Raw genomic sequence first — 24,492 nt, forward strand, 5'->3', positions numbered from 1 at the left:
AAAAGGAATCATTCGGGCAGTATTCTTGTAGAACGACCCATCATGCCGAAGTACGAAGTTGCTAACCTGACGCTGGCGGAAGCTACCCGCCACGCTCCTTTCGTTGATTATGCGCGCTGCGTCGATGCCAGCCAGCGCCCCTACAACCACGTAGGCCACTGGCCCGAGGAAGGCCAGCTCTACCCCGTGCGGGTAGTAGACTCGCACACCGAAGGCATGGCCCTGGTCCACGTCCTCGGGTTCGAGGGCGAAGCGCCCTACTACAACGCCTACGCCCCTCACCGCTTCGAGATGCTCCTGACGGTGTGGCTGAACTAAGCCGTCATTGCGAGGAGGAACGACGAAGTAATCCATCCTTTTTAATGTGACAAGCTTAAAAAAACTGGAAAGCCCCTGACGTCTATGCTGACGTCAGGGGCTTTCTGCTTTTCAGAGTTTTGCGCTGCGTGAAGGATGGATTGCATCGTCCTTCGTCCTCGCAATGACAATTTCACTTACCGAAATTCGCCGCTGCCAGTGCAGCAGTGGCACGAGGATAATAACCGGCAGTGGCGAAACGACCATATCAATGAGGCGGCGGGCGAGCTGGTAGGCCCAATCGAGGTGGCCGAGTTTGCCCAGCACCAGCAGCAGCGCACAGGCCCCGAATACCAGCCAGTACGCTGTAAGAGCCAGCCCCAGCCGCCGCCAGGTACCCAGCAGCAAGCCAATCAGCAGCAGGCACAGGCTGGTGTAGAAGATGCCGTAGGTGAGCATAGCCGGCAGGCTCTTTTTGGTGACGAGCGTGCTGGTGCCCTGCCGCAGACTTTCCGCTAGCGACGTGGGCAATACGGCCGCCCAGGCGTGCGTGAGGGCGTGATACGCCGGCCCCGAGTTTACGCCCAGCAGAAATAGCACCACCACCAGCCCCGCAATGGCGGCGTAGCGCAACCCGCGTTGCAAGGCCGGACTCATGCGGCGGCTTGGCTGAAGGTGCGGGCCTCCGGGTGCAGGCGCGTGACCCACCACATCCAGAGCAGCAGAATACTGCCGTACACCACGAAGGTGAAGGTGTAATGATGGTTGAACTCGACGGACTGCTGATAGTAGTGGTGGTTGAGGGCCAGGGCCGCTACCCGCACCACGTTCAGCAGGTAAATGGCGGTAATGCCCAGCGGAATGAACCATAGCTTGCGCACCCCGCCGCCCGGAAACGCCAGCACGAAGCCCGCAAACAGCGCGTACAGCACCAGCCCGTTGCACGGGTCGCCCACGATAACGCCGGGGCGGCCGTCCATCACCAGCAGCCGGGGCTGAACCGCATCTACCTGGGTGTCAAACCCGAAAACCCGCAGCATGCCCGCGCCGGCCGCCGCAATATTGCGCGACAGGGCCGCATCCAGCCGACCATCCAGGGCCAGATTCCGGTCGTACAGGAAGAACCACAGCAGGTATATCCCGGTCGCAACCAGCAGGAAGCGTACCAAGGGGCGACGGGAAGAAGCTAGAATAGCAGACATAGCAACACAGCAGTGAATCACGAACTTACACGGTTCGGCCAACATACGCTAACCCGCCGCCGACCGGATGGGCCGCCCGTGGGGCAAACTTTGCGGTTCGCGCTACTGGCTCAGGCTTGGCGCAGAGCGTAGAGAATGGGTTTGCTGGGACTGGCATCAAGCTCCAGGCTGGTGACCTGGAGGTTGAGCAGGTAGAGGCCGTCTTCCACGTCATCGGGCACGAAGATGAGCTCGGTGATGGTAGCCGCGTGGCGGGTAGCCTGGGGGTACTGCCAGAATGCATGGTGGGCCAGCAGCTGCCCGCCGTCCTCTTCCCGATCCACGCTGGGCAGATCCAGCAGCAGGTGCTCGATATGATGCTGGGCCAGGTACTCGGCCAGGGCGGGCTCCAGGTAAGTGGGATTGGTGCCCGAGTACTGGCGGGTGCGCTTGGCGCGGTGGTTGGGCAGGGTGCGCAGAATCAAGGCCTCGGGGCGCACGGCGGCTTCGGGGCCGCCTTCCAGTTCCCGGCGCACGTCGGACAGCAGCACCACTTCGTCGCCGTTGGCCTGGGGCCGGGGCTGCACCGATAGCAGCCGGGCCACGAACAGAAACCGCCGTAGGCAGCGGTTGAGCGTAGCCGCCGGATCGGGCGAAATATGGCCGTAGCACTCCGTATGCGTACCGTTGCCGTGGGGCGTGAGGTGTACGCGCTGGTAGTTGGTGCTGCCGCCCTGCGCCACGCTGCCCACAAAGTCGCCCACCTGAATCACGTCGAACTGCACCGGCTCGGCCCAGAAGCAGTTCACTTGGTTTTCGCCGGGGGCCAGGGGCAGGGAAATATCCAGCGGCGCGGCCGGGTCGAAGGCAAACGTGCGGCCGTGGTAAGGGTAGGTGGCAAGCATGAATTTGGTAGTGGGTAAACGAGTGGACGACACTAAAGCCAGTCATTCCGAGCTTATCGAGGAATCTCGCGTGCTGATGTTGCGATGGTAAACAAACCCCAAAACGTCATGCTGAGCTTGCCGAAGCATCTCGCGTGCTGACGTTGCAATAGTAAACAGACCTCAGAACGTCATTCCGAGTCTGCGAGGAATCTCGCGTGCTGACGTTGCAATGCTACTCTGACATCAGCACGCGAGATACTTCGGCAGGCTCAGCATGACGTTCTCTTCCAATAACGTCAGCACGCGAGATTCCTCAGCAAGCTCATAATGACGGGCTACTATTGGGGTTCTTCCACCAGATTATTCAAAATTCGGCTGATTTCTTCGGCGTGGCTGAGGACCATAAAATGGCCGCCGCCGGGAATGAGGTACTCTACCGGCGTGGGACCGGGCGGAAATACCCGGTCGCGAGTACCTAGAATCTGGATGCTACGGCCGACGTGGGTGCTGTCCCAGTGCAGCAGCCGGTGAATGGCCCAGCGGGTGTATACCGGCTCCATATCCCGCAGAATCTGCCGGAATAGGCGGTATTCGGCCCCGTTGCGCACCCCAAAATACCACTGCCCGGCTCGCGGAAACAGCTTCAGTAGCTGGGGCGGCACCAGCCGGTACACCCGCGTGGCCCGCACCAGGCGCAGCAGCGGCGGCAGGCAGTCGGCATCAGGAATGCTGCTGATGAGCACCGTGCGCAACCCCGGCCGCAACCGGCTGATTTCCAACGCCACCACCCCGCCAAACGACACCCCCACCAACAACCCTTCGGCGCCTACCGGAATGGCGGCGGCCATGCGGGACGCGTAGTGCGGCAGCGTCTCCTCCGGCTCCGGCGTCAGCCACGGCAGCAGGCAGGTTGCGCCGTGCAGCAACGGCTGCAGCCGCTGAAACACCCGCTCATCGGCCCCCAGCCCGGGAATGAGGTAGAACACGTTGTTGAAAGAGTTGAGTGATGAGAGTTGAGGTATGAATTGCTGGCTAAGCGGTAATTGAGTGCGGTTAGCTTTTACAGCTACTGAAGTGGAATCATTAATTCATCATTCATACCTCAACTCTCATCACTCCCCCTCACGGTTCGATGCGCAGGAACACGTCTTCGAGGTAGAAGATGTTGTGGGGCTGGCCCGATTCGTACTCCTCGGCTTCTTCGCTGTCGGCGTTCATGCTGATGTCGAAGGTATCATCGTCCTCGCCTTCCTCCTCATCCTCAAACAGGTCGGCGGGGTAGGTGCAGGAAAGTTTCAGGGCCACGTTGGGCAAGGGCACGGGCGGGTTGGCCTCGCTGTTGTATTCGAGCAGGCAGGGCCAGTCGCGCACGGTAGCCAGAGCATCGGCCACGTCTTCCTGCAACGCTTCGGCCCGCTCGGCGGCCACGCGCAGCAACAGGTCCAACTGCTGAAAAGTGAGGCCCAGATGAAAAAAATGCAGCTCGTTATCAAAAAACGTCGTGGCCCAGATGGTCACGTCGTCGGAGTTATCGAACACAATGGCCGTTAGCTGCACCTGCTCGATGAAGAAGTCGGTATCGTCGGCCAGCGCGTCTATCAGTCGTCTCATAATCACTGGATTGACAAAGCCAGCAGGGCTTTGCGCGGTAAGCGGCGCGGGGCAACCGGAAGAAGTCCGGCCGGTCGGCTGTTTCAAAGAAAGGATAAAAGCCGGAAAATCCGCCGCCGCCGCCGTTATTCTTCGCCCTGAAACAGCTCCAGCGTGATGTGGTCGGCCAGCAGCTTGCCCGCGTCGGTGAGGCGCAGCACCTGGCCTTCGTCCAGGCGGGCCAAGCCAGTGGCTTGCAGCTGCTGCAGATACGCGGCGCGCTCCTGCAGCAGGTTCAGGCCCAGCTCGTCGCGCAAGCGGCGCAGGTTGCAGCCCCGGGCGGTGCGCAGGCTGGTCATCAGGTACTCGTTGGCCTGGTCGCGGGGGCTGAGTTCCTCCACGGTAGCGGGCACGCGGCCTTCGTCGAGCACGGCCGTTACGTACTGCGGGTTGTTGGCCACGGTGTACTGTCGGCTGTGCCCGTTGAAGGAATGGGCGCTCGGTCCCAGCCCCAGGTAGGGCACCCCGCGCCAGTACGCCGCGTTGTGCCTCGACTCGCGGCCGGGCCGGCAGAAGTTGCTGATTTCGTACTGTTCGTAGCCGTGGCGGGCCATTTCCAGCAGCAGCTGCTCAAACTGCGCGGCCACAAACTCATCGGGCGGGGCCAGAAACTTGCCCTTCTTGAGCTGCCGCCCAAACACCGTATCGGGCTCAATGGTAAGCGCGTAGCACGACATATGCGGCACTTCCAGCGCAAACGCCCGGGCCATATCCTGCTGCCAGATATCATGGTCGGGGGCGGGCACACCGTAAATCAGGTCGATGGAAATATTCTCGAAGCCCGCGTCCTGCGCCCGTCGCACCGCCGCCCCCGACTCCTCGGCCGAGTGGGCGCGGTTCATCAGCCGCAGGTGCGGCTCGTGGAAGCTTTGTAGCCCGATACTGAGCCGGTTCACGGGCGAGGCCGCCAGCTCGCGCACCTTGGCCGGGGTGAGGTCGTCGGGGTTGGCTTCCAGGGTAATTTCCGCGTCGGGGGCCACCCGGAAATGGCGGTGCACGGCCGCCAGCAGCGTATCAAGCTCGGCTGCCGTGAGCAAAGAGGGCGTGCCGCCGCCGAAGTATATGGTGTTTATTATCGGGGAGGGCCCCAGGTAGGCGTGCCGCAAAGCCAACTCTTCTACCAAAGCGTCGACCAGTCGGCTTTTGAGGGCCATCGACGTGCTGAAGTGAAAGTCGCAGTAGTGGCAGGCCTGCTTGCAGAAGGGAATGTGGAGGTAGAGGCCGGACATGCGGAAGGGCAACTTGCCCGGGCTGCCGGCCGCCGAACGGCGTAAACCGGGCGGGCGCAGTCGAAGGCAAAGACAGTAAACGCTACTTTCGGGAAATTAAACGCGGCGATTCGCGTTTCAGACTGCAAATGTACGCCCGCGCCCTCGTTTTCTGGTGGTTATTGCTGCTGGTCCTGCCGGGCCGGCCGGCCGCCGCGCAGGGCACTACGCCGCTCAACCCCGCCGCCCCGCCCCTCTCGGCCTCGCCTGCCGCCACCTCGCCCCCCGATTCGGCCCGGAAAGCCACCTTACCACCGGCCCACCCCGTGCGCCCAGTCTCGATAATGCTGCTTACCGAGGCCACCGACCAACCGCTGCTGCGTCCTTACCGCTACCGCTTGGCAGTGCCCGATTCTCTGGCGGCCCTGCGGGAAGTACGGGCTCTGGTGCTGGCCCTGCAGGCCGATGCCTACCTGACGGCCTCGGCCGACGAGCTGCGCTGGCGCCACGACACGCTGCAAGTCCGGCTGTACGTGGGCGAGAAATTCCGCTGGGCCCGGGTGCGCAACGGTAACCTCGGCGACGGCCTGCTCACCCGCGCCGGCTTCCGCGACAAGCTGTTCCAGCAGCAGCCGCTCCGGCCGCAGGAGTGGGCCAAACTGCAGGAGAATATCCTGCGCGAAGCTGAAAACCAGGGCTTCCCGTTTGCCACCATCGGCCTCGATTCCGTGGCCCTGACTGGCACCGAGGTAGAGGGCCGGGTGGTGCTGCGCCGGGGCCCGGCCGTGGTATTCGATTCCATCCAGATCATCGGTAAAACCAAGACAAAGACCCGCTTCCTGACCAAATATCTGCAGCTGGAGCCCGGCCAGCCGTTCAGTCAGCAGCGGGTGCTGGAAGCGGCCCGCCGCCTGCGCCAGCTGCCCTATCTGCAGGTAAAAGCCGAGCCGGAAGTGCGCTTTGCCCAGGGCCGGGCGCGGGTGTTTTTTCTGCTCGAAGACCGCACATCCAATCAGTTCGACGCCATTGTGGGTGTACTGCCGAACCCGAACCCCGGCGTGGGCCAGAAACGGGTGCAAATCACCGGCGACGTAACCCTGAACCTGCGCAACATCAACGGCGGCGGCAAGGGTGTGGGGCTGCAGTGGCGCAAGCTCGATGCTAACTCTCAGCTGCTGGATGCGCAGTATCTGCATCCCGCCTTCTTCGGTACGCCGCTGGAGCTGAGCGGCTCCTTCAACCTGCTCAAGCAGGATACACTGTTCCTGACCACCCGGCCGCGCCTGCAGTTTGCCTACCCCACGGCCCTGGCGGGCCGGCTGGCTGTGTTTGTGGAATGGCGCGCGTCGCGCCTGCTTTCCGTCGACTCTACATTGCGCCAGCTGCCGGCCAACATTGATTCCCGCTACAGCTCCTACGGCCTCGACTACACCTGGAACACCCTCGACGACCCGTATTTTCCCCGGCGTGGCCTGCTGGTCAGTGGGCAGGCCGCCATCGGCACCAAGGTCATCAGCCGGAACGGCGGCCTGCGCAGTGACATCTATGAAGATATTCCGCTCCGCACCCGCCAGATTTCCCTGGGCCTGCGGGCCGAACGGTACCTGCGCATCGGCCGGGCCGGCGTACTGCTCACGCGCCTGCGCGGCGAAGCTTTGCTCAACGAACGGCTCTTCCTCAACGACCTGTTTCGGCTGGGCGGCCTGGCCACGCTACGGGGCTTCAACGAGCTGAATTTCTACGCCAGCCAGTACGCCGTGGGCACCGCCGAGTTCCGGCAGTTCACTGGCTCCGATGCCTACGTGTTCCTGTTCGTGGACCAAGCGTATCTCCGTCGCAACCTCCCCAACGACCCGTACCCGCAGGATACGCCCACCGGCCTGGGCGCGGGTCTGAGCTTCCGCACCGCCGCCGGCCAGTTTCAGTTTGTGTACGCCCTGGGCCGAAGCTCCCAGCAGCGGCTGGCTCTGAGCACTGGCAAAATCCACTTCGGCATTACTAGTCGGTTTTAGCGTTGAGAAACTAGATTTTAGAACTGAGACTTTGGCTCTATGAGCCTTTTGGGACAAACAGAATGGAAGCATTGGTTTTAAAAAACAGAAGTAAGCCGTCCGTTCTATTGACCCAAACGGGTCATAGAACGGACGGCTTACTTCTTAATTCCAGGTTCTCAGCTCTACCTTCTAAACCCTACTTCATCAGGGCGTTTTTCAGTTCGCCGGCGGCCAGGTCCTGGGCCTGAGCGGCCTGGGGCACCACGGCGGCCATACCGAAGAACTCGTGGGTTACGCCTTCAAAGTTTTCGTACTTAGTGGCGACGCCGGCGGCTTTCAGCTTATCGGCCAGCATCTTACCGTCGCTCATCAGCGGATCGAGGCTGGCGGTGATGATGGTGGTGGCGGGCATGCCCTTCAGGTTGGCATTCACCAGCGAAATCATTGGGCTCTTGCCATCGGCCGCGCCGCGCAAATACTTCTCGAAGAACCAAGCCATCATGGGCTTATTGAGCGGCTTGGCCTGGGCGTTCTGCTGGTACGAGGGCGTGTTCAGGTCGTAGCCGGCAATGGGGTACACCAGCACCTGATGCTTGGGCAGCATCACCTTTTTGTCGCGGGCCATCATGCTCACCGAGGCGGCCAGATTACCACCGGCACTCTCGCCCACCACGGCTACGTTCTGCGGGTCGCCTTTAAAAGAAGCGGCATTTTTGAGCACCCACTGATATGCCGCAAACGAATCATTGTGGGCCGTGGGGTATTTATGCTCCGGCGCCTGCCGGTAGGCCACCGACACGAAAATGGCCCCGGTTTTCTCCACCAGGCCCCGCACGGAGGCATCATACGTATCGAGGTTGGCAATAACCCAGCCGCCCCCGTGGTAGTACACCACCACCGGTAGCGTGCCGGTAGCGCCTTTGGGCGTGTAGATGCGCACTTTTACGCCGGGCATCACCATGCGGCTCATAGTATCGGCCGTCACGGGGGGCGTTGGGATGTTGTTGGCTTGCATCAGCTTCATCACCGCGTCGGCGGGCGTGGGCTGCTGCCGGGCCTCCTGGGCTGAGAGAGTTTCGATAGGCTTACCACCCAGGCTGACCAGAGTTTCAATAACGGCCTGCATTTCGGGCTTGATGCCGGTAGCCCAGGCCGGAGCCGGGCCGGTGGGCCGCACAGGCACGGGACCAGCCGGGGCCGGAGCCGTCGGAGCTGTGGCCATGGAATCAGTAGTCGTGGCCGTAGTGGTAGCGTCCGACTCAGTAGTCTGGGCTGTGTTGCAAGAAGTCAGGGTAGAGCCTGCCAGGAGGGCAGCCGCGCCCCAGCGGAGGGAAGTGTGGAAAAGCGTAGTCATGCGGATGTTGGTTGCAGGTAATAGAAAGAAACAATGATTTACCTTACGACAAGCTTTTTCCCGAAGCGGTAAAAGCCCTAAATCCTGTACTCCATGCTGCTTTTTAAAAACTTGCCAAAATTTTTACTCCTGATAATCAGTCGATAGAAAACTATTTCAGTATTTTTGCGACCCCAAATGATGCCTTTCCAAAAAAGGCTACTACATTTGTAATACCAAACAGTGCGGGGTGGAGCAGTTGGTAGCTCGTTGGGCTCATAACCCAAAGGTCACTGGTTCGAGTCCAGTCCCCGCTACCTAGAAAGGCCAGTTGATTCTTCGGAATTAGCTGGCCTTTTTCTTTTGCGCAAGTAGACCCGCCAAGGCGCAATTGCTGCGCATCGTCTGATGGGGGTGGGCCACCTACACCGCAAGAAATTGCATGTCAGCTCGCTACCGCGCATATCTGCTGTACGCCGGCTATACCATGTAGCATTGGCTCCGGTAACTAACGAGGCCTGCCCTTGCCCTGAGTGGCAGGCTGTCTGTCAATCCTAAATTATTCGCCAGCAGACCAGATGACACGGCTATTCTGCTTCACCCACTGGTCGGCAGCATGCCCGGTCCCGTGATTTGGCGGCTGTCGGCGCGGGCTATTCCCCGATCCGTGACAATATAATACACCTGCGCCAGCCCGCAGACGCGGCCAAAGCTACGCTTACCAGACTTTAATGAAGCAGCCAGCACAATGGCTTACTGGGCCGTATGCATCATCTTCTGGTTGAGCCGGGGGTACCTCAATATGGTTTAACCGCTGAAGCTGTTGCGGAAGCAGTTGAGGTCATTTCACGCTGGCATTCATACCCGTAGAAGGAAAGAAATTACTTTTCAAAACAACGCCATGCGAAACGAAATCAAAGCCGCGGCCTTTTCCCGACCCGCTCTCATGGCCCCGCTGACCAGCCAGCCCATCTGGGACCTGGTTGTAATTGGTGGTGGAGCAACGGGCCTGGGCGTAGCCCTCGACGGGCTTAGTCGGGGCTACAAAACGCTGCTGCTTGAGCAAACCGATTTTGCCAAAGGCACGAGCAGCCGCGCCACCAAGCTGGTTCACGGCGGGGTGCGCTACCTAGCCCAGGGCGACATTTCTCTGGTGCGGGAAGCTCTGTACGAACGAGGGCTGTTACTGAAAAACGCACCTCATTTGGTTAAAAACCAATCATTTATCATTCCTAACTATGAGTGGTGGGGCGGAGCATACTATACCTTCGGCATGAAAGTATACGACCTGTTGTCGGGCAAGCTCAGCCTGGGTGCGGCTGAACACATCAGCAAGCAGGAGACGATTCGGCGCCTGGGCAACATCAGGACCGAGGGACTGCACGGCGGCGTGGTATACCAAGACGGGCAGTTCGATGATGCCCGTCTGGCCATCAGCCTGGCCCAGACGGCCGTGGAAATGGGTGGCACGCTGCTCAACCACTGCGCGGTGCGCGGCATCCTGAAAGATGCGCAGGGCCAGGTAGCCGGGGTACAAGCCGTGGACCGCGAGACCGGAAAAGCGTATGAAATCAACGCGAAAGTCGTCGTAAATGCCACTGGCATTTTTGTAGACGAGATTCTGCAACTGGATAAGCCCGGCACCCGAAAGCTGGTGCGTCCCAGTCAGGGCGTCCACATCGTGCTCGATAAGTCGTTTCTGCCGGGCAATGATGCCATCATGATTCCGAAGACGGATGACGGGCGCGTGCTTTTTGCCGTGCCGTGGCACGAGCGGGTTATCCTCGGCACCACCGACACGCCCCTCAAGGAGTACAGCGAAGAACCCAAGGCCCTGGAAGAGGAAATCGACTTCATCCTGCGTACGGCCGGCCGTTACCTCGCCCGGGCCCCCAGACGGAGCGACGCGCTGAGTGTATTCGCGGGCCTGCGGCCACTGGCGGCGCCGCAGAATGGCTCGGCGAAAACCAGGGAAATTTCGCGCAGCCACAAGATTCTGGTATCCGAGGCCGGGCTCATTACCATCACGGGAGGCAAATGGACCACCTACCGCCGTATGGGCCAAGACGCAGTGGATAAGGCTATTAGCCTCAAAAAACTACCGAAAGCGAAGAGTAAAACCGCTGATTTGCCTATCCACGGCGCGCTGCTTACTACAGACGAGGACCGCCGCAACCACCTCTACGTGTATGGCAGCGACCAACCGGCTTTGCTCGAACTGATAAAGCAGCAACCCGCCCTGGGCGCAAAGCTGGACGAAACGCTCGAATTTGTACAAGCCGAAGTAGTGTGGGCGGCGCGCTACGAAATGGCCCGCACCGTGGAAGACGTACTGGCCCGCCGCGTACGGGTGCTGTTTCTGGATGCCGAGGCCGCTATTCGGATGGCTCCCGCAGTGGCGGCGCTGCTGGCCCGGGAACTGGGCCACGACCACGCCTGGCAGCAGGCGCAGGTGGCCGACTTTACGCAGGTGGCTCAGAACTATCTGCTGCAAACAGGGTAGAAATGCAATAAGTTGGCGTCGCGTCCTGCCCCCGCATACATCTGCAACGGCAGGCCGCGACTATTGTGTCCCGGCTGCTCCGCCGTGCTGCGGCTACCCATAGTAAGCCCTACGCCTCAGAAGCCTCTTTTACGGAAACTTCCCGCCCTTAACAACCTGCTTCCCATGCAGCAATTCATCCTCGCCCTCGACCAGGGCACCACCAGCTCCCGCGCTATTCTCTTCGATCAAAAAGGCCAGATTGTGGCCCAGGCGCAGAAGGAGTTCCCACAGATTTTCCCTAAGCCGGGCTGGGTGGAGCATGATCCGCGCGAAATCTGGTCGAGCCAGGCGGGTGTAGCGGCCGAGGCGACAGTGAAGGCAGGTCACAACGGCCGCAACATTGCGGCCATCGGCATTACCAACCAGCGCGAAACCGTAGTGGTGTGGAACCGCCAGACCAGCGCGCCGGTCTACAACGCCATTGTGTGGCAGGACCGCCGCACGGCCGAGTACTGCGACCAGCTGCGTGAAGAAGGGCACGAGGACCTGATTCGCAGCAAAACCGGCCTGCTGCTCGACGCTTATTTCTCCGCCAGTAAGGTGCGCTGGATTCTGGATAACGTAACGGGAGCCCGCGTGCAGGCTGAGGCCGGCGAGCTGGCGTTTGGCACGGTGGATAGCTGGCTGATCTGGAATTTCACGCAGGGTGAGTTGCACGTCACGGACGTGAGCAACGCCTCACGCACGATGCTGTTCAACATCCATACCCTGGGCTGGGACGACGAACTGCTGGCCCTGTTCAATATTCCGCGCAGCATGCTGCCCACCGTGAAGCAGTCGAGCGAGGTGTACGGCGAAACCAAAACCACGCTGTTTGCCAGCAAGATTCCGATTGCCGGCATTGCCGGCGACCAGCAGGCGGCTCTTTTCGGGCAGATGTGCACTGAGCCGGGCATGGTGAAAAGCACCTACGGTACGGGCTGCTTCATGCTGATGAACATCGGCGAAACGCCCAAACCCTCGCAGCATAACCTGCTGACTACCATCGGCTGGCAGCTTGATGGTAAGGTATGTTACGCGCTGGAAGGCAGCATTTTCATTGCCGGGGCGGTGGTACAGTGGCTGCGCGACAATCTGGGCATCATCAGGGCTTCGTCGGAAATAGAGCAGCTGGCCACGCAGGTAGAGGACAACGGCGGCGTGTACTTCGTACCGGCGTTTGCGGGGCTGGGCGCGCCCTACTGGGACCCGTACGCGCGGGGCACCATCTTCGGGATGAGCCGGGCCACAACAGCGGCGCATATTGCCCGCGCCGCCGTGGAAGCCATTGCCTACCAGACGATGGACGTGCTCAAGGCCATGGAAGCCGACTCCAACCTCGCCATTGCGGAGTTGCGCGTGGATGGTGGCGCAACGGTGAATAAGCTGCTGATGCAGTTTCAGGCCGACGTCCTGCACACTAAAGTCGTGCGCCCCGGCATGGCCGAAACCACGGCCCTCGGGGCGGCTTACCTCGCCGGCCTGGCCGTAGGCTACTGGAAAGACCTGGCCGAAATCCAGGCTCTGGCCCAGGATGACAGTTCATATACTCCCAACCCCGACAGCCCAAGCCTCAAAGCCGGCATTGCCGACTGGCACCGCGCCGTGCGGGCCCTGCAAGTGTGGGCCAAAGGCGCCCCCGCGAAGGCTCCGGCTGAAAAAACCACGACAGCCACTGGGCAGTAATTAGGCCAGCCTTAACTGTTTGAGTCGGCCCGGCGACGCGCATCGCACATATTTTTTCCCGAAGTCAGGGCAGGACCACATTAGCGTGTATTCTTTGGTATACTCGTTACACTTCCCACTCAATTATGGCCGCTGCCCACTCTCTGCCTGCTTACTCTTTTCGCATACGGCTGTTGCTGGCCACTTTGCTTTGCTGGTTCGGCACCATATCAGCTAGTCTGGCGCAACCAGACGGGCCTGTGGTCCGGACGCGGCAGGGAAAAGTGCAGGGCAGCCAGCAGGGTAGTTTGTGGGTATTCCAGGGCATTCCGTACGCCCGGCCGCCGGTTGGGCCGTTGCGTTTCCGGCCGCCCCAACCAGCCGCCCGCTGGCAGGGAGTAAAAAGCACCCGCCTGTTTGGCTCCAAATCCCTGCAAGGCAGCGCCGACGCCACCCAGGGCCAGGAAGACTGCCTGTACCTGAACGTGTGGACACCGGCTCCCACCCGGCAGCGGCGGCCGGTGGTGGTGTGGGTCCACGGCGGAGCTTTCACCGGCGGCTCGGGGCAGGAAAATGATACCTGGACCTTCGCCGCACAGGATACAGTAGTAGCCGTGAGCTTCAATTACCGCCTTGGTAGTCTGGGGTTTCTGGAGCTGGACAGCCAGTTGGGGCCGCAGTACGCGCAGGCCGGCAACTGCGGTCTGCTCGACGCGGTGGCGGCTCTGCGGTGGGTAAGGCAAAATATTGCGGCCTTCGGCGGCGACCCAAACCGCGTGACGGTGATGGGCGAATCGGCGGGGGCTAAGCTGGTGGGCGCGCTGCTGGTGACGCCGGCGGCCCAGGGCCTGTTTCAGCAGGTGATTCTGGAAAGCGGGGCCGTGCAGGCCATCCGCGATACGGCCACGGCCGCCGCCGTAACCCGGCAGCTTCTTCAGTACCTGCACTTGTCTGATGCGCGGGCACTGCTCACACTACCAGCCGACAGCCTGATTCGGGCGCAAAGCCGGTTTGCCAGCGGTGCGGGCGGCCTGCAGGTTTTCGGGCCCGTGCTGGATGGCAAAACTATTCCGCAGCCGCCACTTACCTACCTGAAAACCAGCAGACCGGTGCGGGTACTTATGGGCACCAACCGCAACGAGGCGGAGCTGTTCACCGGCCCCGGCTCGGTCATTGCCCAGCCCAGCGAAGCTGCCTTGCAACAGGTATTCGGGGCGCGCAATAGCCCCTATGTGTGGCGCGCTTACCAGCAAACTAGCCAAAATCAACCGGCCCTAGTGGCCTGGAATGCCGTGCTGACGGATTACCTCTACCGCCTGGCGTCGTACCGGCTGGCCCTCACGCTGGCGGAAAAAAGCCCGCCCGTGTGGCTATACCGCTTCGATTACGCCGATGCCGTTACCCGGCCCATCCACGCGCAGGAGCTGGCGTTCGTGTGGAATGCGCCGATGGGTACTTCGGCGGCAGCTACTACCACGGCGGCGGCCGGGCCCTGGCGCGGCAAAGCATCTAACCCCACCTTGGCCGCCCTGATGCACCGCCATTGGGCGCAATTCATCAAAACCGGGCAGCCGGGGGTCGGGTGGCCAGCCTATACTACCAGCCGTCGGGAAGTCATGCTCTTCGATACCAACAGCCGCGCTGAACCCCTTCCGGCACCTTATCAGGACCCAACGTTTCCTATGCAGGGCTACGTTCGTTAGCTGTTTTTTTGGGGAACTAATGGCCTGATCTATGCCCCGAAAAAAACCAATACCCAACTCATTTACAACGCAATACATTTTTTAATCGTATTTTCTCCTGCCGGTTAGCCCACAGGAGGCACCTGCCTCCCTGACACGGTTCCCGGTCCGTGACTGACGCGCGGTTTGTTTCACAGCTCGCCTTGCGGCTTGAGCCCAACTTTCTACTACCATGACGTATCAATACACCGCTCCTTTTACTACTGCCGCCCGGCCCGCGCCCGGCACCCACGAGCTGAAAGTGTGGCCGGCCTGCTTTGCAGCGGTAGAAAGCGGGGCCAAACCCTTCGATGTGCGGGAAAACGACCGGCACTTCTGCGTGGGCGACCTGCTGCTGATGCGAGAGTATGAGCCGGAAAGCGAGCAGTACAGCGGCCGCACCACCACCCGCTGGATCAGCTACGTGCTGAACGGCGGCGCCTTCGGGGTGGCGGCGGGCTGGTGCGTACTTGGCTTCAGCGAGTTGCCGCCGCTGCCGCCCGGTATCAACGACACCCGACTCTGGTAACCGTTCTTTTTCGTTTATTCCACGAAGCAGCAAGCCCGCTACTCTTCCAACAGAAGAAGTAACGGGCTTTCGATGTACGCCCTATATTTCAATTCACTCAGCTAAAACCAGGAGGCTACCAGCGGCATTAGCTGCTCCAGGGCCAGTTGATCGGCTTCGTCGAAGTCGTTCAGCTGGTCGCTGTCCACGTCCAGCACGGCTACTACCTGCCCGTCTTTCAGCACGGGCACCACTATTTCGGATTTAGAATCGGAGCTACAGGCAATGTGGCCGGGAAACAGCTCTACGTCGGGTACCAGCAGCGTGGCGGCTTGTGCCCAGCTGGCTCCGCACACGCCCTTGCCATGCCGGATGCGGGTGCAGGCAATAGGTCCCTGAAAGGGTCCCAGTACCAGCTCATCCTCTTTCACTAGGTAAAAGCCCACCCAGAAAAACCCGAAAGCCTGGCGCAGCGCCGCTACGGTGTTGGCCAGATTGGCTACCAGATCCGGCTCGCCGGTGGTGAGGGCTTGAATCTGGGGCAGGAGCTGCCGGTACTGTTCGGCTTTGCTGAGAGTGGTGTCGAGGTGCAGTTCTTCGGCCATGCGAGTCAAGGAAAGTAGCAATAGAAGTGACGGCGCGGGGCCATCCGGCGGCTATAACCGCTGGCGGCCGGTTTTGTCACCGGGCTGCAAAGGTAGGCAGCGGCGGCAGGTCATCGGCGCAGGGGCCGCGACTAACTACGTATCCGGTCAGGTCTTCGTCAAGCAAAGCGCCCAGCTCAGGAACCGTCAACGGCCGGGGCTGTCCTTCCACGTAAGCCGGAATCCGGCCATCGGGCAGCTGGTCGAGGCAGGTCAGGAGCAGGTATTTTTCCAGGCTGGCGGAGAAGTGCGCGTCGCACCGCAGCGCGTAGTTCAGCAGGCTCACCGACAGCGGAGCGCGCCGAAAATGCTCCTGGTGGTCGTTGTACTGGTTGGTTTCCTGCTCGTGGTGGATGAGCGGCACCGACACCTCAGCTTGCGGCAGCGGGCCGGCCCCGTGCCGGGTATGGTAGGCCCGCGACACGTACAGCAGCCGCGCCGCCGTACCGGGCCGGTGCCGGACCAGCAGCTCCAGGGCATTACGCGAGGTGGTAAAGCTGCGCGTAACGTGCGGAAACAAGCCAAACTCCTGGTCCAGCAGCACGCCCTGCGCCCCCTCAAACACCAGAGCCGGCCACGGAGCCGTGGGAGCCAACACCTCGGCTTCCCGGACGAGCTCTACTGCTCCCTGTTGCCGGAGCGCCGCCAGCTGCCGGGCGTAGTCGGCGAAGCGTAGGTCCTCCGCGTCATGGTCGAGGCGGTCAAAATCGAAGCTGGTTTCCTGCTGAATCCGGACGCGGTAATGCGCCCGAATCTGTTGGAGCTTATGCTCATACACCTCCGGGAAGGCCAGATCCTGCGCGTATAGCCGTAATGGCGTGGTTTCCTGCCGCTCCACGGTGGCCCCGAAGCCCTGCCCGCAGCTGCCGTGGCGCGCGTCTCCTCGGGCAGTTTCCAGCACCCGGTTCCATAGCACATCATAGTGCGTGATAACGGGGCAGCGGCCATCCAGCAGCAGGCGGGGCTGCACACCCAGCTCCCGCAGGGCCGCGTACTCGCGCAGCAGCGGCCCCGGCGCCACCGGGCAATGCCTCGACCAATAGGTGGGGCAGCCGCGCAGCGTACCGGCCCCGAAGCTGGAAAACACGTGCCGCCGCCCATCCGCTGCCACTACCGTATGCCCCGCCTGCGGTCCGCCATTAAAGCGCACTACTAAGGCACCGGGAAACTCCCGGCACAGGTAATCGGTGGCGAGGCCCTTGCCTTCGTCACCGAAGCCCAGGCCAACTACCACCCAAACGGGTATTTCCGGCATGAAAACAGTAACTGATTAGAGGAGTAACGGATTAGCAGACTCGCTGCCAGTTGTTATACTGAGCAGCGCGAAAGACCTTATCACAACTGCATGAAATAGTAGCTCAGACGTGATAAGGTCCTTTGCGCTGCTCAGGATGACAGGTTGCTGCGTTTTTACAGCTTGAAAATCCGGCTGAGCAGCCCGCCCGCGCCGGCCGGCTTGGGCGTGGTGGTAAGGGCGGAGCTAACGTGAACCAGCGCGTTCTTTACCGTACCGGCCGTGTGCGCATCGAAGGACGACAGCACTTGGCTCAGCTCTACGCCGTGGATGACGGCCACGGTGGCGGCAATGGTTTCGGCCAAGGCGTTGTAGTCGTTGAGGATGAGGAGCCGCTCGCCCAGCAGCTTTTTCCAGTAGCCCAGCACCTTGGGGTCGTCTTTGTAGGAGGCTTCGTTGATGTGGATGTGGAAGACGTGGTAGCTGCGCTGCACTTCTTCCAGCAGCTGCCGGTCGGTGAGGTCGGTGGCTTCGGGGTAGCCCATCAGATCCTGGAGGGCCTTTTTCTCCAGCGTGGGCCAGGAAGCTTCGTCGCCGATGGTGAACAAAAAGCCCTTCTGCCCGCGCTTCTCAAAGCAGTCGAGCGAGGTATGCCGGGCCCCGAACAGCCAGGCCAGCGTGTACGACTCCATACTCTGCCCGCCGCCGCCGCCTTCCAGGTACAAACCGGTCAGCCACTGGTCCAGCTCGTCAGTACCGCTTTCAAACTGACCTACCTGCAACGGATACTGGTCGGAAATATGGTCGCCGATACCGCCGAACAGGATTTGCGGGTGGGCCACGCCGTGGTCGATGAGCGTGTTCATGAGCGTGCCCAGCTTCTCGCGCACCAGTACCTCCGGAATACGGCCCATACTGCCCGTCACGTCCAGAAACACGGCTACTGCCAACGACTCGGGGTGGATGTCGGAGTCGCGGCTTTCCCGGAATTTCACGCCGTGGGGCAGCATCCGCGCATCGGCGCGGCCCAGGCGGTTATTGGCGAAAATGTCGTCGGTACCCGAGTTGGAGCGGGAATCCCGCAGATACTCGTACGCGTCGTCTGACCAGCGGGTGTAGCCCATGAGGTGAGATAGTGAGGTGGTGAAATGGTGAGTTTTTGTTCGGGAGTGGCCTACACTTCCAGCGGGTGAAACTGGCGTTTCCCGAAAATCCGGGTCAGCAGCTGACGGTACTCTTGCAGGGTGTGCAGGGCGTTGGGGTGCGGACTAAGCAGAAAATCAATCAGACGCTCATCTACGGTTTTCTTCAGCTTCACGCCGTGGCCCGAGGGGTCGCCGAGCAGGTACAAGGCCGTGCGCTGCACCAGGGCCACATCGAGGTACGTAGTAGCCTGCTTCTGGCTGAAAACCGCCGGCGGGTACCAGTTCAGGTACCGCCCCGATACCGTGCGCAACGGCGCGCCCAGCGGCGTGAGGTGGTAAAACGAGAGGCACACGATGCCGTGGGTTTCCGGCACCACGCACAACGACTCCGGGTTCAGCCCCGCGTGGCACAGCCCCAGCTGGTGCAGCCAGGCCGTAAATTCCAACACCCGACTGACTACCCAGGCCACGTGCTCGGGGGCGAGAGTGAGGCCACCGAGCGGAAGCAGATAGTGCGGTGCGCTGACCACCAGCCCGTTCGGCTTCCGCACCAATTGGGTGGGCAGGTAACGTTGAAAGTTGCGGGCCGCGTCATCGGTGAGAGCCATGAGGCGGCGGTAGTGCTGCTCTGAGGTGTGCAATAGGTCAGGGTCGCCTTCCAGCCGTAGGGTCCGCTCATCGAGGCGGCGAATGAGGCCGGCATCGTCCTCCAGCGTATCCAGTGCTTTGTACTGCTCCGCATATGCATTGAGGCGGGCCACGGCGTCGGCGGCTCCGGGCAGGGCGCACACATCGGGGTGCAGCAGCTTGAGGTAGGCCAAATACTGCTGGCGGTAGCGGCGGCGGCTGAACACGTCAGCGGGGCCCTGGGCACTTAGAATGGTGGTGAGCAATGCAGCGGCATCCATGCCCCAATAGTAAGGAATATCGGGGTATTCGGAGCGGCGAAAGATGTTGTATTTTACACCGCCATAGAAACTCAGGCAGTCAAGCAGTTACCCGCAGCCGCTGCACTGTTTTCTCTCGTTACGCCCGCCGCGCACAGTCCAACGCCCGTAAGCGGCCGTATGCAGTTTTTACCAGTTTCGGCTGGTGCCGTTTGCCGTTCCGCTTCTTTCCCACCCAACCATCCCACCACTTCCCACATGCGTAAAGTTGTTCTCTACATTGCCACCAGCCTCGACGGGTACATTGCCTCGCCCGATGGCTCGGTGGAGTGGCTGCCCTCTCCGCCCCCAGGCGAGGATTATGGCTACGCCGACTTCCTGACCACCGCCGACGCCACCCTGCTGGGCCGCGCCACCTACGAGCAGATTACCACCTTCGGCGAGTGGCCCTACCCCACCCTCACCAACTACGTGTTCACGCGCCGCCCGCCGCAGGAGGCGGCCCACCCCTCGGTGCAGTTCATTACCGAAGACCCCACCCGGTTTGTGCGGGAGCTGCGCCAGCAGCCCGGCGGCACCATCTGGCTCATCGGGGGCAGCACCCTGGCCTCGCCGCTGCTGGCCGAAGGCCTAGTGGATGAGCTGATGCTGTTTGTGGTGCCGCGCCTCATCGGGGCCGGCATTCCGCTGTGGCGCCACCAGGAGCACACGCAGCCCCTGCACCTGCTGCGCACCCAAACCTGGCCCGATGGTATGACCCTGCTCCACTACCGCCTATCGGAAGTATCCGAAACAGTCAGCTGATACCCTCAACAGCCCTCAAAACAGCAACGGCCGCCCCAGATAACCGGGGCGGCCGTTGTGCGTTCACGTCGGAACGAATCCTCGTAATCCAAAAAAATCCGTCTGAATCCGTGGTTAGAAGAGGCTGGGGGCATCGGTTTTGAGCTGGGCAATGATGGTCTGACCGCCTTTTACCTTCTCCCCGATCTGCACTTTCACTTCCGTATCCAGGGGCACGAAGATATCCACGCGGGAGCCGAATTTGATGAAGCCGAACTCCTCGCCCTGGCTCACTTCGTCGCCCTCGTTCACGTACCACACAATGCGGCGGGCCATGGCGCCGGCAATCTGCCGGAACAGTACCAGCGGACCGGCTTCCGACTCCACCACCACCGTGGTACGCTCGTTTTTGGTGCTGCTCTTGGGGTGCCAAGCCACCAGGTAGTTGCCGGGGTGGTACTTGAAGTAGCGCACGATGCCCGAAATAGGATTCCGGGTAATGTGCACGTTAATCGGCGACATGAAGATGCTGATCTGCTTGCGTCTGTCGTTGAAATATTCCGGTTCCTCCACGTCCTCAATCACCACCACCTTGCCATCGGCCGGGGCAATAATCAGGTCTTCGTGGGTGAACAGGCGGCGGGCCGGGCTGCGGAAAAACTGCAGCAGGGTGAGAAACACGATGACGGATATACCGGCAAAAACCTTGTTGAAACCGCTGTTTTCGGCATTATACCGGAACAGCAGCAGGTTGGCGGCCAGCAGGGCCAGCAGGGTAAAGAACAGAATACGTCGTCCTTCTTTGTGGATCTTCATGAATCGCAGATTTGCGCTGATTTACGTTGATTTCGCTGATTCAGACGACTTTCCAAAAACAAAAGTAGCGGCTCGCCCTCAGGCGCATTACGAATCAACTTAGACAAAGATAGCCCGAGCCACCGGCCCGGGCTATCCGAAAGCAAATATAGTGGCTTTGCCGAAGGGTGAGTTTGTGAAGTTGTGAAATTGTGAGGCGTTGTTCAATTCGCGCCAGTGGCAAAACATTGCACCAGCCAAACGAAAAACTCACCATTTCACCACCTCGTCATTTCACCGCTTAGAAGCCGCCGCGGAACTTGTAGGTCTGGGCTACTTTGTCGATGGCTACCACGTAGGCGGCAATACGCATTGGGATGTTGTATTTCTGGCTCGTGGCGTACACTTTCTCGAAGGCATCGTTCATGATGCGGTCGGCGCGCTCGGTAACCATTTCCTCGCTCCACTTGAAGCCCTGGCGGTTCTGCACCCACTCGAAGTAGGAAACCGTTACCCCACCCGAGTTGGCCAGAATGTCGGGCACCACCATAATGCCTTTCTCGTTGATTATGGGGTCGGCGGAGGCCGAGGTGGGGCCATTGGCACCCTCCACAATCAGCTTGGCTTTGATGTCGTGGGCGTTGTGCTCGGTGATGACGTCCTCCACGGCGGCGGGCACCAGTACGTCCACATCGGCCGTGAGCAGATCGTCGGCGTTTTCCATCAGCGCAGCGCCGGTGAAGCCGTCGAGGCGGCCCTTGTGGGCGTTCTTGTAGGCCACGGCCTCATCGATGTTGATGCCGGCTTCGTTCCAGTACGCGCCGCTTACATCGGAGATGCACTTGATTTTCACGCCCTGCTCGCTCAGGAGCTTGGCGGCCCAGGAGCCCACGTTGCCGAAGCCCTGCACGGCCGCCGATACCTGCGTGGGGTCCAGACCCAGCTTTTTGAGGGCGGCCAGGGCCGACACCATCACGCCGCGGCCGGTAGCCTCGGTGCGGCCCAGCGAGCCGCCCATTACCAGGGGCTTGCCGGTTACCACGGCGGGCGAGGTAGCACCCACAGTCTTGCTGAACTCATCCATCAGCCAGGCCATTTCGCGGGGGCCGGTGCCCATGTCGGGAGCCGGAATGTCGCGGTCAGGGCCGAATACGTCTTTCATGGCCAGGGTGTAGCCCCGGGTGAGACGCTCAATCTCGCCGGCGCTCATGGTGGTCGGCTCGCAGATGATACCGCCTTTGGCACCGCCATAAGGAATATCCACCACGGCGCACTTCCAGGTCATCCAGGCGGCCAGGGCCTTCACCTCATCAAGGTGCACGTTCTTGTCGTAGCGGATGCCGCCTTTCGAAGGGCCCAGGATGGTATTATGCACCACGCGGTAGCCTTCAAACACGCGCACCTTGCCGTTGTCCATCGTCACGGGAATGTGCACGATGATCTGCTTGTCGGGGGCTTTGAGGACGTTGTAGGTTTCTTCATCGAGGCCCAGGATTTCCGTGGCCACGTTGAAGCGCGACATCATGGATTCGAGGGGGTTTTCGGCATCGACGCGGGGAGCCGGTTCTTTGTACACCGTGGTGGCAGCCATACGGAGGTGGGGTTGGGGTGGGTTGAGGAAATGAAAGCGCACGCCGGAATGGTGGGCAAACCGACCGTACGCGGGAATTTTGGGTGGTCAAAGGTAAGCGGTTTACCCCATACGCGGCACGGCCGGCACCGGCCGCCGCAGGCGGGAGTAGCGGCGTAGCAAACTCCGTGCGAAATGCCGGTGAGTTTGGCAGTTTATTATTCAGTTTCTGCTATTCTTCGCAATACAGCCGCCGGTTTTCTGCCATAAAAAAAACGGGCAACTTCCCGCCGGAAGTCGCCCGATAGTCAGGACGTTACCCGTTTCAGAAGCCTACCCGAACAGCAGCTGCAGCAGCGCCAGCACCGGCAGAATAAACAGGAAGGCATCGAACCGATCCAGCAAACCGCCGTGGCCGGGCATGATGCGGCCGGAATCCTTCACGCCCACGCTGCGCTTGAGCATGGACTCGGCCAAATCACCGAGCGGGCCGAACAGGGCTACCGCGCCGGCCGCCACCAGCCGGTAGGTCAGGGAAAGCTCGGGCAGCAGATAGCCCAGCCCCCAGCCCACCACCAGCGTCAGTACGAAGCCGCCCACGGCGCCTTCCCAGGTTTTGCCAGGCGAGATTTTGGGGGCCAGTTTGTGCTTACCGAAGGTTTTGCCGGCCGCGTAGGCGCCGGTATCGGACGCCCACACCAGTAGCAGCAGCGCGAAGATGCGGCGGTAGTCGTAGCCGGTTTCGGTGAAGGCCACCACGTTGAGCAGGCTCATGGGCAGGCTCACGTACAGCAGGCCCAGCAAGTTGATGCCAACATTGGCAAACGGATTTATTTCCTGGTTTTCGCGGGGCCACGCGTACATCTCGCGCAAAATCAGCAGGATAGGTAAGGTTATAATAACACCCACTGCGCTATAGACTACTAATTGTTGCGTCCACCTGTCCTGCGTGTCGAAACGTTCACCAGCTAAAGAGTGAAATAAATATGTCCCACCAAACAATACCAAACTCAAGCCCCCGCCCAGCAGCGCGGCGGGCTTGTAGCCGGCGTGGCGCATCATGCGGTAGAACTCCCAGAGCATCCGCATCTGCACGGCCCCGAAGAACAGGGCAAACGTCCAGGCGCTGTACCACACGCTGCCTAGCAGCAGGGCGGCCCCGATCAGGCCGAAGATGACGCGCTGGGCCAGGTTGGACATCGGGGGCTTGTCGGCCGAGGGCTCAGTGGCGGCGGAGGGCGCGGGGGCGGGTGAGGAAGTCAAACGGGGAAGCGGGGAAATAGAAAACGGGAAATCGGACAGGAATAACGGGCAGCCGGGACTTTAGCGGTTAGGTACGGTCGGCTTTAGTAGCATCCACGCCGTCGTGGCTGAGGGTGCGGGCGGCGGGCACCGGCTGCTCGGGGCGGCGCACGGCCACGCCGTGACTGCCGAGCGTGTGCATTTGGGTCGGCAGCGCATCGGCGCGGGGCGCGCGCATCTGGCGGTGCAGATACCACAGCCCCACGGCGCAGGCTCCCAGGGAAAGCAGCACCAGGTACCAGGGCAGCGCCTCCGTAGAATCAGGGTCGAAATCCGACGAGGACCATTCCTGCTGCTGGGCGTAGAGCAGCACCAGCTGAAAGGCATTCTGGGCGAAGTGCGCCGCCATCGGCACCAGAATATTACCGCTCCACTCATACAAGTAGCCCAGCACCAACCCCAGCACCAGCCGCGGAAAAAACCCGAAGAACTGAAAGTGAATAGCGCTAAAAATGGTAGCCGCCAGCCAGATGCCCACGTGCCGGGAGCCAGCCCACTGCACTAGGTTGCGCTGAATCACGCCCCGGAAAAACAGCTCCTCGCTCACGGCCGGCACCACGGCAATGACCAGCACCGCCACCACAAACCGCAGCGGCGACGAAAAGCGGGTGAGGTAGCGGGTAATTTCCTGGGCGCGCTCCTCCATTTCCTTGGCAGCCTGCTCCCAGCCCTGCAAGGCGGCCGGCAGGTGCAGTTTGGCGTTCCAGGAAATTAGCACCGACATGGCCGGCAGGCTCACCACAATCAATACGGCTGCCAGCAGCAGCCACTGCGCCGGCACCGGCCGACGGGGCGCAAAGTAGTCGGGCAGGCGGTAGCCGGTGAGGGCCGCCAGCACCACGGCCGCGCCCCCAAAACCGCCCAGCAGCAGCAGGCCCTGGCTCAGCATCGACACGGCCCAGCCGTTGGGATGGTCGGCGGGACGCTGCGTGACGTTGCCCAGTTCCAGCAGCCCCACGCCGAACAGCAGGTTGCTGCTAATGGCAATCAGCAGCATGGAAAGGCTGAAGGTGGCTATCAGGAGCAACATCAGCAGCCCCAGGTTGGCCAAAGGGTGCAGCTTGCTGGAAACGAAACCTTTCATGGTGTTTTGGTGCTTAGTGCTTGGATTTTAGTGCGCAGCGGCCCAGAAGACCAACTGCACTTTGTCGTTGAACGACCTAC

The 24,492-nt window shown here is 61.2% G+C and carries 22 protein-coding genes and 1 tRNA gene; 8 read left to right on the forward strand and 15 right to left on the reverse strand.

Annotated features, from left to right (window positions below):
• Positions 1-42 precede the first annotated feature (42 nt).
• Entirely contained in the window at positions 43-318 is a 276-nt protein-coding gene (locus tag EI293_RS05025) for a hypothetical protein (RefSeq protein ID WP_125436031.1), read from the forward strand.
• Between the two features lie 111 nt (positions 319-429).
• On the opposite strand, the gene EI293_RS05030 is transcribed toward EI293_RS05025, so the two are convergent.
• From EI293_RS05030 to hemW, 6 genes are all read right to left on the reverse strand, one after another.
• A complete protein-coding gene (locus EI293_RS05030) occupies positions 430-954 on the reverse strand; it encodes an XrtX-associated membrane protein (protein WP_125436032.1) in 525 nt (174 codons plus the stop codon).
• On the reverse strand, positions 951-1,499 hold the full coding sequence (xrtX, locus tag EI293_RS05035; protein WP_246010530.1) for an exosortase X: 549 nt from the start codon (positions 1,497-1,499) through the stop codon (positions 951-953). The genes EI293_RS05030 and xrtX overlap by 4 nt, the downstream gene beginning before the upstream one ends.
• Positions 1,500-1,609: 110 nt before the next feature.
• Positions 1,610-2,383 carry a cyclase family protein gene (locus EI293_RS05040; protein WP_125436034.1) on the reverse strand — a complete coding sequence of 258 codons (774 nt, stop codon included), beginning with the start codon at positions 2,381-2,383 and terminating at the stop codon, positions 1,610-1,612.
• A gap of 320 nt (positions 2,384-2,703) precedes the next feature.
• Positions 2,704-3,351 (reverse strand): alpha/beta fold hydrolase, encoded by a 648-nt coding sequence (locus tag EI293_RS05045; protein WP_170170248.1) that lies wholly within the window; start codon positions 3,349-3,351, stop codon positions 2,704-2,706.
• A gap of 136 nt (positions 3,352-3,487) precedes the next feature.
• Positions 3,488-3,976 carry a hypothetical protein gene (locus EI293_RS05050; protein WP_125436036.1) on the reverse strand — a complete coding sequence of 163 codons (489 nt, stop codon included), beginning with the start codon at positions 3,974-3,976 and terminating at the stop codon, positions 3,488-3,490.
• Between the two features lie 125 nt (positions 3,977-4,101).
• Entirely contained in the window at positions 4,102-5,244 is a 1,143-nt protein-coding gene (gene hemW, locus EI293_RS05055) for a radical SAM family heme chaperone HemW (RefSeq protein ID WP_125436037.1), read from the reverse strand.
• 128 nt (positions 5,245-5,372) lie between these two features.
• On the opposite strand from hemW, the gene EI293_RS05060 reads away from it, so the two are divergent.
• Entirely contained in the window at positions 5,373-7,235 is a 1,863-nt protein-coding gene (locus tag EI293_RS05060; RefSeq protein ID WP_125436038.1) for a BamA/TamA family outer membrane protein, read from the forward strand.
• A 178-nt stretch (positions 7,236-7,413) separates the two neighbouring features.
• Here the strand turns inward: EI293_RS05060 and EI293_RS05065 are convergent, their stop codons facing one another.
• Positions 7,414-8,571 carry an alpha/beta hydrolase gene (locus EI293_RS05065; RefSeq protein WP_125436039.1) on the reverse strand — a complete coding sequence of 386 codons (1,158 nt, stop codon included), beginning with the start codon at positions 8,569-8,571 and terminating at the stop codon, positions 7,414-7,416.
• A 223-nt stretch (positions 8,572-8,794) separates the two neighbouring features.
• Here EI293_RS05065 and EI293_RS05070 point away from each other — a divergent pair.
• The 5 genes from EI293_RS05070 to EI293_RS05090 all read left to right on the forward strand — a co-directional run bounded on the left by EI293_RS05070 (position 8,795) and on the right by EI293_RS05090 (position 14,989).
• Positions 8,795-8,867: transfer RNA gene (locus EI293_RS05070), tRNA-Met, on the forward strand.
• Between the two features lie 584 nt (positions 8,868-9,451).
• Positions 9,452-11,053 carry a glycerol-3-phosphate dehydrogenase/oxidase gene (locus tag EI293_RS05075; protein ID WP_246010531.1) on the forward strand — a complete coding sequence of 534 codons (1,602 nt, stop codon included), beginning with the start codon at positions 9,452-9,454 and terminating at the stop codon, positions 11,051-11,053.
• A 165-nt stretch (positions 11,054-11,218) separates the two neighbouring features.
• Positions 11,219-12,760 carry a glycerol kinase GlpK gene (glpK, locus tag EI293_RS05080; RefSeq protein WP_125436040.1) on the forward strand — a complete coding sequence of 514 codons (1,542 nt, stop codon included), beginning with the start codon at positions 11,219-11,221 and terminating at the stop codon, positions 12,758-12,760.
• 125 nt (positions 12,761-12,885) lie between these two features.
• Complete coding sequence (locus EI293_RS05085) at positions 12,886-14,442, forward strand: carboxylesterase/lipase family protein (RefSeq protein WP_125436041.1); 1,557 nt, start codon at positions 12,886-12,888, stop codon at positions 14,440-14,442.
• Between the two features lie 211 nt (positions 14,443-14,653).
• Positions 14,654-14,989 carry an ASCH/PUA domain-containing protein gene (locus EI293_RS05090; RefSeq protein ID WP_125436042.1) on the forward strand — a complete coding sequence of 112 codons (336 nt, stop codon included), beginning with the start codon at positions 14,654-14,656 and terminating at the stop codon, positions 14,987-14,989.
• Between the two features lie 101 nt (positions 14,990-15,090).
• Here the strand turns inward: EI293_RS05090 and EI293_RS05095 are convergent, their stop codons facing one another.
• The 4 genes from EI293_RS05095 to EI293_RS05110 form a co-directional block, all read right to left on the reverse strand.
• Positions 15,091-15,573, reverse strand: coding sequence for a GAF domain-containing protein (locus EI293_RS05095; protein ID WP_125436043.1), 483 nt, complete (start codon positions 15,571-15,573; stop codon positions 15,091-15,093).
• A 76-nt stretch (positions 15,574-15,649) separates the two neighbouring features.
• Positions 15,650-16,867 carry an adenylosuccinate synthetase gene (locus tag EI293_RS05100; RefSeq protein WP_125436044.1) on the reverse strand — a complete coding sequence of 406 codons (1,218 nt, stop codon included), beginning with the start codon at positions 16,865-16,867 and terminating at the stop codon, positions 15,650-15,652.
• A gap of 155 nt (positions 16,868-17,022) precedes the next feature.
• Positions 17,023-17,970: a hypothetical protein gene (locus EI293_RS05105; protein ID WP_125436045.1), complete on the reverse strand. Its 948-nt coding sequence runs from the start codon at positions 17,968-17,970 to the stop codon at positions 17,023-17,025.
• Positions 17,971-18,020: 50 nt separating this feature from the next.
• Positions 18,021-18,899 carry a hypothetical protein gene (locus EI293_RS05110; RefSeq protein WP_125436046.1) on the reverse strand — a complete coding sequence of 293 codons (879 nt, stop codon included), beginning with the start codon at positions 18,897-18,899 and terminating at the stop codon, positions 18,021-18,023.
• 237 nt (positions 18,900-19,136) lie between these two features.
• On the opposite strand from EI293_RS05110, the gene EI293_RS05115 reads away from it, so the two are divergent.
• Positions 19,137-19,682 carry a dihydrofolate reductase family protein gene (locus EI293_RS05115; protein WP_170170249.1) on the forward strand — a complete coding sequence of 182 codons (546 nt, stop codon included), beginning with the start codon at positions 19,137-19,139 and terminating at the stop codon, positions 19,680-19,682.
• A gap of 114 nt (positions 19,683-19,796) precedes the next feature.
• Here EI293_RS05115 and EI293_RS05120 read toward each other — a convergent pair whose 3' ends face one another.
• The 4 genes from EI293_RS05120 to EI293_RS05135 all read right to left on the reverse strand — a co-directional run bounded on the left by EI293_RS05120 (position 19,797) and on the right by EI293_RS05135 (position 24,412).
• Positions 19,797-20,477 (reverse strand): phosphatidylserine decarboxylase family protein, encoded by a 681-nt coding sequence (locus EI293_RS05120; RefSeq protein WP_125436048.1) that lies wholly within the window; start codon positions 20,475-20,477, stop codon positions 19,797-19,799.
• A 280-nt stretch (positions 20,478-20,757) separates the two neighbouring features.
• Positions 20,758-22,047 carry a Glu/Leu/Phe/Val family dehydrogenase gene (locus EI293_RS05125; RefSeq protein ID WP_125436049.1) on the reverse strand — a complete coding sequence of 430 codons (1,290 nt, stop codon included), beginning with the start codon at positions 22,045-22,047 and terminating at the stop codon, positions 20,758-20,760.
• Between the two features lie 312 nt (positions 22,048-22,359).
• Positions 22,360-23,289, reverse strand: coding sequence for a phosphatidate cytidylyltransferase (locus EI293_RS05130; protein ID WP_125436050.1), 930 nt, complete (start codon positions 23,287-23,289; stop codon positions 22,360-22,362).
• 67 nt (positions 23,290-23,356) lie between these two features.
• A complete protein-coding gene (locus EI293_RS05135; protein ID WP_125436051.1) occupies positions 23,357-24,412 on the reverse strand; it encodes a CPBP family intramembrane glutamic endopeptidase in 1,056 nt (351 codons plus the stop codon).
• Positions 24,413-24,492 lie beyond the last annotated feature (80 nt).

This window comes from Hymenobacter perfusus, assembly GCF_003944765.1.
GTDB lineage: Bacteria > Bacteroidota > Bacteroidia > Cytophagales > Hymenobacteraceae > Hymenobacter > Hymenobacter perfusus.

Coding starts and splice junctions, on each gene's coding strand:
- EI293_RS05025 (WP_125436031.1), top strand. CDS start 43: ATGCCGAAGTACGAAGTTGCTAACCTGACGCTGGCGGAAGCTACCCGC.
- EI293_RS05030 (WP_125436032.1), bottom strand. CDS start 954: ATGAGTCCGGCCTTGCAACGCGGGTTGCGCTACGCCGCCATTGCGGGG.
- xrtX (WP_246010530.1), bottom strand. CDS start 1,499: ATGTCTGCTATTCTAGCTTCTTCCCGTCGCCCCTTGGTACGCTTCCTG.
- EI293_RS05040 (WP_125436034.1), bottom strand. CDS start 2,383: ATGCTTGCCACCTACCCTTACCACGGCCGCACGTTTGCCTTCGACCCG.
- EI293_RS05050 (WP_125436036.1), bottom strand. CDS start 3,976: ATGAGACGACTGATAGACGCGCTGGCCGACGATACCGACTTCTTCATC.
- hemW (WP_125436037.1), bottom strand. CDS start 5,244: ATGTCCGGCCTCTACCTCCACATTCCCTTCTGCAAGCAGGCCTGCCAC.
- EI293_RS05060 (WP_125436038.1), top strand. CDS start 5,373: ATGTACGCCCGCGCCCTCGTTTTCTGGTGGTTATTGCTGCTGGTCCTG.
- EI293_RS05065 (WP_125436039.1), bottom strand. CDS start 8,571: ATGACTACGCTTTTCCACACTTCCCTCCGCTGGGGCGCGGCTGCCCTC.
- EI293_RS05075 (WP_246010531.1), top strand. CDS start 9,452: ATGCGAAACGAAATCAAAGCCGCGGCCTTTTCCCGACCCGCTCTCATG.
- glpK (WP_125436040.1), top strand. CDS start 11,219: ATGCAGCAATTCATCCTCGCCCTCGACCAGGGCACCACCAGCTCCCGC.
- EI293_RS05085 (WP_125436041.1), top strand. CDS start 12,886: ATGGCCGCTGCCCACTCTCTGCCTGCTTACTCTTTTCGCATACGGCTG.
- EI293_RS05090 (WP_125436042.1), top strand. CDS start 14,654: ATGACGTATCAATACACCGCTCCTTTTACTACTGCCGCCCGGCCCGCG.
- EI293_RS05095 (WP_125436043.1), bottom strand. CDS start 15,573: ATGGCCGAAGAACTGCACCTCGACACCACTCTCAGCAAAGCCGAACAG.
- EI293_RS05100 (WP_125436044.1), bottom strand. CDS start 16,867: ATGCCGGAAATACCCGTTTGGGTGGTAGTTGGCCTGGGCTTCGGTGAC.
- EI293_RS05105 (WP_125436045.1), bottom strand. CDS start 17,970: ATGGGCTACACCCGCTGGTCAGACGACGCGTACGAGTATCTGCGGGAT.
- EI293_RS05110 (WP_125436046.1), bottom strand. CDS start 18,899: ATGGATGCCGCTGCATTGCTCACCACCATTCTAAGTGCCCAGGGCCCC.
- EI293_RS05115 (WP_170170249.1), top strand. CDS start 19,137: ATGCGTAAAGTTGTTCTCTACATTGCCACCAGCCTCGACGGGTACATT.
- EI293_RS05120 (WP_125436048.1), bottom strand. CDS start 20,477: ATGAAGATCCACAAAGAAGGACGACGTATTCTGTTCTTTACCCTGCTG.
- EI293_RS05125 (WP_125436049.1), bottom strand. CDS start 22,047: ATGGCTGCCACCACGGTGTACAAAGAACCGGCTCCCCGCGTCGATGCC.
- EI293_RS05135 (WP_125436051.1), bottom strand. CDS start 24,412: ATGAAAGGTTTCGTTTCCAGCAAGCTGCACCCTTTGGCCAACCTGGGG.